Origin of the sequence: Kitasatospora nipponensis, assembly GCF_039528135.1 — a bacterium.
GTDB classification, from domain to species: domain Bacteria; phylum Actinomycetota; class Actinomycetes; order Streptomycetales; family Streptomycetaceae; genus Kitasatospora; species Kitasatospora nipponensis.
In genome coordinates, this window is record NZ_BAAALF010000238.1 from 1 (window position 1) to 10,793 (window position 10,793).

Consider the following 10,793-nt stretch of genomic DNA (forward strand, 5'->3'; position numbering starts at 1 on the left):
CCGCCGGGCCGCCGGCCTGCCCGCCCAGTCACTCGCCTGGGGCCAGTGGGCCGAGCCCAGCGGCGTGACCGCCCACCTGACCGCCGCCGACCTGCGCCGCGCGGCGCGCGCCGGACTGCGCAGCATCTCCGCCGAGCGCGGCACCCGGCTCTTCGACCGTGCCGAACTGGACGGCGGCGCCTACCTGGTGGCGGCACCGCTGGACCTGACCGCGCTGCGCGGTCGCCCGGTCCCTGACCTGCTGCGCGACCTGGTGCCGGCGGTGCGCCGCACCGCGCGCGGCGCGGCCGGCACCGACCGGGCCGCGCTGCCCCGGCTGGCCGCCCTCAGCGGGCCGGAACGAGTGGCCGCCGTCCTGGAGTTGGTGCGCACCGAGGCCGCGGCCGTGCTGGCCACCGAGACCGCGGCGGTCACCGCGCCACGCCCGTTCAACGACCTGGGCCTGGACTCGCTCACCGCCGTCGAGCTGCGCAACCGCCTGACCGCCGCCACCGGCCTGCGGCTGGCCCCCACCATCACCTTCGACCACCCGACCCCGGCCGCCCTGGCCGACCACCTGGCCGAACTGGTCGGCGCCCAACAGGAGTCCGGCGCCGACCACGGTGCGCCGCCGGCCGGGTCCGGCCAGGGGGCGACGGCCGACGCGGAGGACCCGCGCCACCCGCTCTCCACCCTGTACCGCAGACTCGCCGCACAGGGCAGCTTCGCCGAGGCGTCCGCGCTGATCGGCGTGGCCTCGCACCTGCGGGCCCGCTTCACCGTCGAGGAGCGCGCCGAGCACGCCCCCGCGCCGCTCCAACTCGCCTCCGGGCCGGGCGAACTGGCAGTCGTCTGCTTCCCGGCGCTGAGCGCGATCTCCGGTCCGCACGAGTACGCCCGGCTCGGCCACGCCTTCCAGGGCGAACGGGACGTCTTCGTGCTCCCCTCGCCCGGCTGGGCGCCCGACGACCGGCTGCCCGACACCCGCGAGACCTTCCTGCGCCTGCAGACCGAGGCGGTGCGCCGGGTGGTCGGCGACGAGCGCCCGGTGGTCATCGTCGGCCGCTCGATGGGCGGTTGCGTGGCGCACGCGGTGACCGAGCGCCTGGAGCAGGAGGGGCGCGCGGTGGCGGGGCTGGTCCTGGTGGACGCCTACCCCATCGACAGCGCGGTGCGCGAGGGCATGGGCGACTGGTGGCTCACCGCCATGCTCACCGGCATGTTGGACCGCATCGAGCGCTACGACATGGTCTGGAGCGACGCCAGCCTGACCTCGATGGGCGGCTACAACAACGTCTTCGCCGACTGGCAGCCCGCCCCCGTGGCGGCCGCCATCCTGGCGCTGCGGGCCGACACCCCGCTGCGCGGCACCGTGCTGGATCCGACGGGCCGTCATGACTGGCGCGCCTACTGGCCGGTGGCGCACGAGGTGGCGGACATCCCCGGTGACCACTTCACCATCCTGGAAGAGCACACCCCGACGACGGCGGACGCCGTCCGGCAGTGGATCGAGAAGAAGGAGCAGTCATGGTCGACCCGGTAGGGCCGCACTCCCCGGCAGCGCCGCCGGCACCCGTCGTGCTGGTCACCGGCGCCGCCAGCGGCATCGGCGAGGCGACGGTGCGGCTGTACGCGGAGCGTGGGCACCGCGTGGTCGCCCTCGACGTGGACCGGCGCGGGCTGGAGCCGCTCGCCGCCCTGGAGGGGGTCGCCGTCCTGGTCGGCGACGTGGCGAGCGAGCAGAGCAACGCCGAGGCGGTCGCGCTGGCCGTGGAGCGCTTCGGCCGCCTGGACGCCGCGGTGCTGAACGCCGGGATCGGCGGCGCCGGACCGCTGGAGGCCCCGGGCGCGGTCGAGCGCTTCGAGCGGCTCTTCGCGGTCAACGTGCGCGGGGTGGTGCTCGGTCTGCGCGCCGCGCTGCCGGCACTGCGGGCGTCGGGCGGCGGGTCGGTGGTCGCCACCTCCTCGGTCTCCGGCCTGCGCGGTGACCCCGGCACCTGGGGCTACAACGCGACCAAGGCGGCGGTGATCAACCTGGTGCGGGCCGCCGCGATCGACTACGCGGCCGAGGGCATCCGGGTGAACGCCATCGCCCCCGGCGGCACCGCCACCGCGATGACGGCCGCCCAGGTCGCCGACCCCACCTTCTCCCGCTTCATCACCAGCCGGATCCCCGCCCAGCGCTGGGCGGACGCCCGGGAGCAGGCGGAGGTCGTCTACTTCCTGACCTCGCCGGCCGCCTCCTACGTGACCGGCGTGACGGTGCCGGTCGACGGCGGTCTGAGCGCGAACGGCGGCATCCTGCTGCCGCCCGCCGCCCGCTGACCCGATCCGTCGCCACCAGCCCCCCCACCTGTCCATCCCACTTCACCGTTCACTTCCACTCAAGGAGAGCCCACCGATGAGCATCGAAGCCAACAAGGCCCTGGTCCACCGCTACTACGACGAGCTGGTCAGCGGGCAGCGGATCGAGCTGCTGGCCGAACTGGTGGCCGCGGACGCCGCCGACGAGACCCGGGTCGGCGTCGGCGGCAGCGGCACCCTGGAGGACTTCCGCCAGCACCTGGAGGTCCTCTGGGCGAACGTGCCGGACGTGCGGGCCACCGTCGAGGACCTGGTGGCGGAGGACGACCGGGTGATCGCCTTCTGGCGGATCGAGGGCACCCACGCGGGCCCGATCTTCGGCGTCCCGGCCACCGGGCGGCGCTTCACCGGCCACAGCATCAGCACCCTGACCATCCGCGACGGCCAGGTGGTCCGCTACAACGTGCTGCCGGACCGGCTGGGCATCGTGCAGCAGCTGGCCGCGGTCGCGGTCTGACCGCACCGCCGCCCCCGGGGCCCGCCCGGCCTGCACGGCCTGGCCGGGCCCCGCGCGGTTCCCGTCCCACCATCCGACCGCCCAGCCCGCCCACCGAGGAGCACGCACCCCGATGACCGCCGACCCGACCCCCGCCGAGCTGACCCCCGCCGAGACGGAGCAGATCCGCCGCCTGCTGGCCCTCTTCGCCCACGTCTTCGACAACGGCGACACCGACGCGCTCGACCAGGTCTTCGCCGAGCACGGCAGCATCGAGCTGGCCCGCACCGGAGCCCGCTTCGAGGGCCTGGAGGCGATCCGCACCTTCAACCGCCGGCTGGGCGAGCACTCCCCGGACCACCACACCCTGGACACCGTGCTGACCCCCGAGCCGGACGGCACCGTGCGCGGCCGCAGCCGCTACCTGGCGATCCTGCCCGACGGCAGCGTGCACAACGGCGACTACCTCGACACCATCGTGCGCACCCCGGCCGGCTGGCGGATCGCCGCCCGGCGCTCGGTGCCGCGCTACCCGCTCGCCGCGGCCGGTCAGTAGCACCGGTCACAGCGGTGGTCAGTAGCGCTGTGCCTGCGCGAGCCGCGCCGTGAGCGTCTGGCCGGAGTCCTTCTCGGTGTAGACGAGCGGCTGCGTGGTGGCACCCGCCGCCAGCTGCTCGGCACCGACGATCGAGCTGTCCACCACCTGACCCGCGGGGTCGACGAAGTCGACCTTCACCGCGTAGGACGCCGTGGCACCGGTGCTGTTGGTGATCGTCACCACGGCCGCGTTGAGCCCGTTGGCGTGGGTCCTGGGGACCCCGGTGAGGGTGACGTCGGAGACGGCGTTGCCGGTCCCCGACACGCCGGCCAGCACCGTGGTCGCCTGCTCCCGGCCGGCCGAGACCTGCGCCGACACCGAGGCCTCGAAGGACGCCGCCGCGGACGAGACGGCGGGCGCCGCCGACGAGGCGGCCGAGGCCGCGGCGGAGGCGTGCGACGCCAGCGCGGACGGTGGCTCGCCGGAGAACGAGGCGGTGTTCGGCGAGAAGCTCGACGAGGCCGCGGAGGGGGTGCTGCTCTTCGACGAGGAGCTGCACGAGGCCAGCGCGAGCGAGCCCGCCACCGCGGCGCAGGCCAGCAGCAGGGCCGGCCAGGTCCTGGCCGGCCGCGGGGTGTGGGGGTAGGTCCGGTTCATCAGCGTCCGTCCGTCGTCGGGGGCGGGGTCGGTGGGCCCCGGCCCGGTGCGCGTCTTGCTCCCGTCCACCACCCTGACCTCGGCCGCCGAACCCGGCGACCCCTGCTGACCTGTTCGGTGGCACCCCCCGTCGGCACTGGGCTCCCTCACCCGGTCGACACGGGGCTCACGCCAAAGTGAACGCAAGGAGTGGAGCCCAGCGTGTCGGTGAACCGGCGCGTTCGAACACGGCCGTTTTCTTCGCTTTTCCGCGCGAAATCACCTCGTTTTGTTTGGCGATCGAAGATCGCCGCTGTGACGAGGGGGGTTCCCTTCTCCGTAGTGGCGTTGAGCGTGTGAGGCAGTCGATGGGGGAGCGAGTCGGCCAGTGGCATTCCCTGATGGATCGACAAACATGGCATGCGCCCGCCGGCGGGATGCAGTTTATCGAGTCCTGGATGGCAAGGTGGCGGCAGTTCTTGGACCTATGACTCAAACTCATCCGACCTCGGCATGGTCAACCTGAATCCTACCTTGATATCGGGCTCCATATCAAGGTACTCTGCCTCAATTGTATATACGTGATGGCGGCGTGTGGTAATCTTTGGGGCGGGCCCATTGATAATGTCCATTCGCGGCTCTTCCTGGAGTTTGCACTCTTTGGCGAAGGTGATGGTTGCTTTGAGGCGCTTAATGCGACGCCTTGGCATCCATTCAAAGTCCTCCGCCCCGTCCCCGCGAAGCAGGGCGGCAGAATATGCCGGCCAGCTCCAAGAAACCTGGACCCCTCGGGCGTCATGGGCCGGCACCGGGTCGGGAAAGTGAACAAATATCCGATTCTTGTTCCCGTCCCAGCGATCCGTTACGTCGTACCTAAGTCCCTGACGCTTTGTGTGGTCATCGAAGGCGTGAGCGTACGATCTGACGCGCCTGCGAGCGCGGTCGGTAACATTTCCAAGCGTCTGGTACGCCGCATTCCAGCACGAGTACAGGGGTGAATCGCCGACCCTGATGGTGAGCCAACGATCAATGGTCGTGTCCCCGCCTTTGGAAACCTGAACTTCTTCCTCCCAGTCCTCGATCCAGAAGGCCCCTGGTCCGCTTTCATTCATGACGCGGGCGGCATAGCGATTTAGTACCCTGGCACGTTCCTCGACGAGTGCTCGAGTCTGACCCAGTCGCAACGCGTAGTAGCCGACCGCAATGAAGAGGAGGGCGCACGCGACGCCTCCACCGATCCATTGGGCGACGGCCAGCCCCACGACTCCGAGCGGGACGAGAATTAATAGCAGACTGAGCGTGCCGGTAATTGGTGTCAGGAAGGCATACTTCCCCTTGCGCTGTAGTAAGTCGTCAACCCAGTCGGTTAATGCGTTCTGCAACGTGCTCGCCTCCGATGGGAAGCTCGTGTGACTGTAACTACAGCTGCAGTGTCCTATTCTTGGCGACCGCTGTCCGGTGACTCCACTGCACCGGGGGTACGGTTGGTGGCTGCTTGCAATTGGGCTTGAAGAATATACCGCTCCTCGACGTGGGTCGAAATGCATACCCATTCAGCGTGCAGGACTTTGCTGGGTAGTTCCAGTCGGAATATTCAAGTGGATTGAGGGTCGAGGCGCCTCCTCTGAGTGGCGCGCCTCTTTGCGAGGTCACGGTGAATTCACTCACCCTCTTGCCGCATAACTCTGCTTGGCTCGTGCCTGTGACTCACCAATCAGGCTGTCTCGCGGTGTTGTCGGGCCGGTTCGTGGTTTGCGTATCAGTGCAACCCGAGTGAGCATTTTCCGCCGTACTTCCACCCTGCGCCCAGGGAGGCACTGAGCACAACCCCAAACAATCTATTGAAAGATCAAGGAGGTGCGGACCATGACTGCGTTGATGCCGGGGCACAACATCCGGAGTCGTTCTTCTGGCGGCTACCTCTCGCACGGTCCGACGTTGGGCGGGTGAGGATCGGTTGCATGGCTTTCCGACGCAGTTTCGGCGTGAGCGCGTGGGCGGGGGAAGCGATTGGCTCATGGGCATGCTCTCGGCGCTGGAGCGATGGCAGGGGCGGTCGACCTCGGTGCACTTGAGCTTCCGGGCGTGGCAGGCGCCCGTTCGCGGAATCGCGCCGGGCCCATCCTGACCCGTTCGGCGTAAGGGGTCGGCTAGGGGTTGCCTAGGGGTCCGGGGGGCCGGGGCGGTGGCTAGTTTTCTGGCTGTTCACCCCGCTCTTCCCCTCCTCACCGGAACGGACCCCGCAGCATGCCCAGAACCGGGCCCCGGCCCCTCGCCCTGCTCGCCGCCCTCACCACCGGGACCCTGCTGCTCACCGCGTGCGGCTCGAACGGGACGTCCCCGAGCAAGAGTTCCGCCGCGGGCAAGCCGGTCCAGGGCGGCTCGCTGAGCTACGCGACCGACACCGAGCCGATCTCCTTCGACATCCAGGTCAGCCAGCAGGACATCACCGGCGCGATCCAGCGCAACGTCTTCGACTCGCTGGTGCACCAGGACGCCAAGGGCGACTTCCAGCCCTGGCTGGCCAGCTCCTGGGAGATCTCGCCGGATCTGAAGACCTACACCTTCCACCTGCGCGACGACGTGAAGTTCACCGACGGCACGGTCTTCGACGCCGCCGCCGTGAAGGTGAACTTCGACCGGATCGTGGCCAAGGAGACGAAGTCGCAGTACGCGGCCAGCCTGCTCGGGCCCTACACCGGCACCGAGGTGGTCGACGCGCACACCGCCAGGGTCACCTTCTCCGAGCCCTTCGCCCCGTTCCTCCAGGCGGCCAGCACCACCTACCTCGGCTTCTACTCGCCCAGGACGATCGCCGAGAACGGCAGCAAGCTCGGCGCCGGCGGCGCGGTCGACGTCGGCACCGGCCCGTTCGTCTTCACCAGCTACACCAAGGGCCAGAGCGCGGTCTTCTCGCGCAACCCGGACTACCACTGGGCGCCCCAGGGCGCCGACCACGACGGCGCGGCCTACCTCGACAAGCTGACCATCCGGTTCCTGACCGAGGACTCGGTGCGGCTCGGCGCCCTGCAGAGCGGGCAGGTCCAGGTCGCCGACCCGATCCCGCCGGCGAACGTGCAGAGCGTGCGCGCCGACTCCCGGCTGCAGACCATCTCCACCGACGCCCCCGGCGCCAACTACGGTCTGGTGCTCAACACCACCAAGGCCCCGCTGGACGACCCGCTGGTGCGCAAGGCGGTGCAGCGCGGCATCGACATCGGCACCGACGTCAAGAGCATCTACTTCGGCGTCTTCCAGCGGGCCTGGAGCCCGGTCTCGCCGACCACCCCGTACTACGACAAGGCCCTGGAGAACTCCTGGCCCTACGACCCGGCGGTCGCCGACAAGTCGCTGGACGACGCGGGTTGGACCGCCCGTGACCCCGAGGGCTACCGCACCAAGAACGGCCAGCGGCTGACCCTGGAGTGGCCGTTGCCGCCGGCCGAGTACGTCCGCGAGCAGCGTGACATCCTCGGCCAGGCGATCCAGGCCGACCTCAAGAAGATCGGCATCGAGGTCACCCGGCCCCGGCAGGACATCGGCACCTACATCGCCAACACCTACGGCGGCAAGGAGCACATCGCCGACTACAGCTGGGCCCGCTTCGACCCGGACGTGCTGCGGCTGTACTTCAACAGCTCCAGTCAGCCCGCCAAGGGCGGCCAGAACGCCACCTTCTACCAGGACAACGACCTCGACACCTGGACCGACGCCGGCAAGGCCACCCTGGACAAGACGATCCGCCAGGACGTCTACACCAGGACCCAGCAGAAGGTCACCGACCTGGCCCTGATCGTGCCGCTCTACGTGCACACCGCCGTGGCCGGCGCCACCAGCCAGGTGCACGGCCTGAAGGCCGACCCGAACACCTGGCTGACCTTCTACGACACCTGGCTCGGCAATTGACATGACGGTCCGTGACGACGTGACGATCCCCCGGGTGCTGCGTGCGGTGCTGAAGCGGCTGGCCGGGGGGCTGGCGGTGCTGCTCGGGGCCGCCACCGTGGCCTTCATCGCGCTGCAGCTGATCCCGGGTGACCCGGTCACGGTGATGCTGGGGCCGGGGACCGCCGCCACCCCCGAGGTGAAGGCGCAGATCCGGGCCCAGTTCGGGCTCGACCGGCCGATCCCGCTGCAGTACCTGCACTACCTGGGCCGGCTGCTCACCGGCGACCTGGGGGAGTCCTACCAACTGCAGCGGCCGGTCGCCCAGTTGATCGGCGACCAGCTCTGGCCCACGGTCCAACTCGCCTCCGCCGCCCTGCTGCTGGCGCTCGTGCTGGCCGTCGCCGCCGCGGTGGCGACGGCCGGGCGGCGCCCGGCGCTGCGCTCGCTGGCGATCCTGGCCGAACTGCTCACCGTCTCCAGCCCCTCGTACTGGATCGGCATCCTGCTGCTGACCGTCTTCTCCTTCCAGTGGCAGGTCTTCCCGGTGGCCGGCGACCAGGGACTGCCCGCCCTGGTGCTGCCCGCCCTCACGCTGGCCCTGCCGCTGACCGGGGTGCTGGCCCAGGTGCTGCGCGAGGGACTGGAGAGCGCCCTGGAACGCCCGTTCGCGCTCACCGCCCGGGCCCGCGGGCTCAGCGGCACCGCCGTGCTGCTGCGGCACGCGCTGCGACACGCGGCGGTGCCCGCCGTCACCCTCACCGGGTGGCTGACCGGCTCGCTGCTGGGCGGGGCGGTGCTGGTGGAGATCGTCTTCGGTCGCCCGGGCATCGGCGCGCTGAGCCTGCAGGGCACCACCAACAAGGACATGCCGCTGGTGATCGGCCTGGTGCTGCTCTCCGCGCTGGTCTTCGTGGTCATCTCCACCCTCGTCGACCTGCTGTACCTCCTCATCGACCCACGCCTCAGGACCGGGTGAACCGCCATGGCCCAGACCCTCACCACCGCGGTCGCGCGGCCCCGCCGCCGCCCCCGGCCGCGGCCGGCCGCCGGGCTGCCCACCCTGGTGCTCGCCTCGGCCGGCCTGCTGCTGGTCGTGCTGGCGGCGCTGGCACCCGACCTGCTGACCGGCGCCTCACCGGTCACCACCGACCCGGTGCACGCGCTCGCCGCGCCCAGCGCCGCGCACTGGTTCGGCACCGACCAGCTGGGCCGCGACCTGTTCGCCCGGGTGCTCTACGGCGCGCGGCCCTCGCTGCTGCTCGGCGCCGGCTCGACCGTGCTGGCCGTGGTCGGCGGCGCGCTGCTGGGCCTGGCGGCCGCCCTCGGCGGGCGGGTCACCGACCAGCTGCTGATGCGGCTGGCCGACGTGCTGCTCGCGCTGCCGCCGATCCTGCTGGCGCTGCTGGCCGTCACCGTGCTGGGCACCGGCGCCGTCAACGTGATGATCGCCATCGCGCTCGCCTTCGTGCCCGGCTACGCCCGCCTGGTGCGCGGCGAGGCGCTGGTGGTGCGGCGCGCGGGATACGTCGAGGCGGCGGTGGGACTCGGCCTGCCCAGGCCGCTGTTGATCGTGCGGCACATCCTGCCCAACGCGGTGGGCCCGCTGCTGGTGCTCGCCACCGTCGGCTTCGGCTCCTCGCTGATCGCCGCCTCCGGCCTGAGCTTCCTGGGCCTGGGGCCGCAACCGCCCTCCCCCGAGTGGGGGTCGATGCTCTCGCAGGGACGCGGCTTCCTCGCCACCGCCTGGTGGGTCGGCCTCTTCCCGGGCGCCGCCATCACGTTGACCGCCCTGGTGGTCAACGCCGTCGGCCGCCGGCTGCAGGCCCGCTTCACCCGGAGGACCGGCTGATGACCCTGCTCACCGTGGACGGCCTGGACGTCCGCTTCGACGAGGCCCACGCGGTGCGCGGCGTCTCCTTCACGCTGGACCGCGGCGAGTGCCTGGCCGTGGTCGGCGAGTCCGGCTCCGGCAAGAGCGTCACCGCCCGCAGCCTGCTGGGTCTGGCCGGCGCCCGGGCCACGGTGACCGCCCGCCGGCTCGACTTCGACGGCCAGGACCTGACCGCGCTGAGCGAGGCCCAGTGGCGCGCGGTGCGCGGACGGCGGATCGCGCTGGTCCTCCAGGACGCGCTGGTCTCGCTCGACCCGCTGCGCACGGTGGCCGCCGAGGTGGCCGAGCCGCTGCGCACCCACCGCCTGGCACCGCGCGCCGAACTGCCCGCCCGGGTCAGCCGGTTGCTGGAACAGGTCGGCATCCCCGAGCCCGCGCTGCGCGCCGCGCAGTACCCGCACCAGCTCTCCGGCGGGCTGCGCCAGCGCGCCCTGATCGCCTCCGCGCTGGCCGCCGAGCCGGAACTGCTGATCGCCGACGAGCCGACCACCGCACTGGACGTCACCGTGCAGGCCCAGGTGCTCGACCTGCTGGACGCGCTGCGCGGGCAGGGCACCGCGCTGCTGCTGATCAGCCACGACCTGTCGGTGGTGGCCCGACTCGCCGACCGGATCGCCGTGCTGTACGGCGGGCGGATCGTGGAGAGCGGGCCGGCGCGGCAGGTGCTGGAGGACCCCCGGCACCCGTACACCCGCGCGCTGCTGGCCGCGGTGCCCACCGGCGCCAGCCGGGGCAGCCGGCTCTCGGCGCCGGGCGCGGGCGCGGGCACGGGGACAGAGGTGACGGTGGGGGCGGGGCCGGACGGCTGCCCGTACGCCGCGCGCTGCGCCGCCGCCGACGACCGCTGCCGCGCGAGCCTGCCGGCGGTGGCCGAGGACGGCGCGCTCTGCTGGCACCCCGGGACGGAGGGAGCACCCGTCATCGCCGCCGCCGTCACCACGGTGACCGCTCCGGCTCCCGCCGTGCCGCCCGCCGCCGCACCGCTGACCGAGGCCGACCGGATCGGCAAGACCTTCCGCGCCCCGGACGGCAGCGCCCACCACGCCGTCCAGGACGTCTCC

Annotated in this window: 11 protein-coding genes; 9 read left to right on the plus strand and 2 right to left on the minus strand. The window is 71.6% G+C overall.

All coding sequences use genetic code 11. The annotated features are described in order from the left end of the window. The 4 genes from ABD323_RS36380 to ABD323_RS36395 form a co-directional block, all read left to right on the plus strand. Window positions 1-1,522: thioesterase domain-containing protein (locus tag ABD323_RS36380; protein WP_344446374.1), on the plus strand; the 1,522-nt coding region annotated here is incomplete at its 5' end. Further along, window positions 1,507-2,304 carry an SDR family NAD(P)-dependent oxidoreductase gene (locus ABD323_RS36385; protein ID WP_344446375.1) on the plus strand — a complete coding sequence of 266 codons (798 nt, stop codon included), beginning with the start codon at window positions 1,507-1,509 and terminating at the stop codon, window positions 2,302-2,304. The genes ABD323_RS36380 and ABD323_RS36385, both read left to right, overlap by 16 nt. 76 nt (window positions 2,305-2,380) lie before the next feature. Further along, on the plus strand, window positions 2,381-2,800 hold the full coding sequence (locus ABD323_RS36390) for an ester cyclase (RefSeq protein WP_344446376.1): 420 nt from the start codon (window positions 2,381-2,383) through the stop codon (window positions 2,798-2,800). A 112-nt stretch (window positions 2,801-2,912) separates the two neighbouring features. Then, window positions 2,913-3,335 (plus strand): nuclear transport factor 2 family protein, encoded by a 423-nt coding sequence (locus ABD323_RS36395; RefSeq protein ID WP_344446377.1) that lies wholly within the window; start codon window positions 2,913-2,915, stop codon window positions 3,333-3,335. 18 nt (window positions 3,336-3,353) lie between these two features. On the opposite strand, the gene ABD323_RS36400 is transcribed toward ABD323_RS36395, so the two are convergent. Beyond that, the gene (locus tag ABD323_RS36400; protein ID WP_344446378.1) at window positions 3,354-3,641 is read right to left on the minus strand and encodes a hypothetical protein; all 288 of its coding nucleotides are present in this window, start codon (window positions 3,639-3,641) and stop codon (window positions 3,354-3,356) included. On the opposite strand from ABD323_RS36400, the gene ABD323_RS36405 reads away from it, so the two are divergent. Further along, window positions 3,625-3,963: a hypothetical protein gene (locus ABD323_RS36405; protein WP_344446379.1), complete on the plus strand. Its 339-nt coding sequence runs from the start codon at window positions 3,625-3,627 to the stop codon at window positions 3,961-3,963. The genes ABD323_RS36400 and ABD323_RS36405 overlap by 17 nt on opposite strands. A gap of 475 nt (window positions 3,964-4,438) precedes the next feature. Here the strand turns inward: ABD323_RS36405 and ABD323_RS36410 are convergent, their stop codons facing one another. Further along, the gene (locus ABD323_RS36410; RefSeq protein ID WP_344446380.1) at window positions 4,439-5,335 is read right to left on the minus strand and encodes a hypothetical protein; all 897 of its coding nucleotides are present in this window, start codon (window positions 5,333-5,335) and stop codon (window positions 4,439-4,441) included. An 865-nt stretch (window positions 5,336-6,200) separates the two neighbouring features. Between ABD323_RS36410 and ABD323_RS36415 the strand changes: the two genes are divergently transcribed. From ABD323_RS36415 to ABD323_RS36430, 4 genes are all read left to right on the plus strand, one after another. Then, window positions 6,201-7,859, plus strand: coding sequence for an ABC transporter substrate-binding protein (locus ABD323_RS36415; RefSeq protein WP_344446381.1), 1,659 nt, complete (start codon window positions 6,201-6,203; stop codon window positions 7,857-7,859). A 1-nt stretch (window position 7,860) separates the two neighbouring features. Then, window positions 7,861-8,817 carry an ABC transporter permease gene (locus tag ABD323_RS36420; protein ID WP_344446382.1) on the plus strand — a complete coding sequence of 319 codons (957 nt, stop codon included), beginning with the start codon at window positions 7,861-7,863 and terminating at the stop codon, window positions 8,815-8,817. A 6-nt stretch (window positions 8,818-8,823) separates the two neighbouring features. Next, window positions 8,824-9,690, plus strand: a complete 867-nt coding sequence (locus tag ABD323_RS36425) for an ABC transporter permease (RefSeq protein ID WP_344446383.1) — start codon at window positions 8,824-8,826, stop codon at window positions 9,688-9,690. After that, a partial coding sequence (locus ABD323_RS36430) for an ABC transporter ATP-binding protein (protein ID WP_344446384.1) occupies window positions 9,690-10,793 on the plus strand: 1,104 nt, incomplete at its 3' end. The genes ABD323_RS36425 and ABD323_RS36430, both read left to right, overlap by 1 nt.

Coding starts and splice junctions, on each gene's coding strand:
- ABD323_RS36395 (WP_344446377.1), top strand. CDS start 2,913: ATGACCGCCGACCCGACCCCCGCCGAGCTGACCCCCGCCGAGACGGAG.
- ABD323_RS36425 (WP_344446383.1), top strand. CDS start 8,824: ATGGCCCAGACCCTCACCACCGCGGTCGCGCGGCCCCGCCGCCGCCCC.
- ABD323_RS36390 (WP_344446376.1), top strand. CDS start 2,381: ATGAGCATCGAAGCCAACAAGGCCCTGGTCCACCGCTACTACGACGAG.
- ABD323_RS36415 (WP_344446381.1), top strand. CDS start 6,201: ATGCCCAGAACCGGGCCCCGGCCCCTCGCCCTGCTCGCCGCCCTCACC.
- ABD323_RS36385 (WP_344446375.1), top strand. CDS start 1,507: ATGGTCGACCCGGTAGGGCCGCACTCCCCGGCAGCGCCGCCGGCACCC.
- ABD323_RS36420 (WP_344446382.1), top strand. CDS start 7,861: ATGACGGTCCGTGACGACGTGACGATCCCCCGGGTGCTGCGTGCGGTG.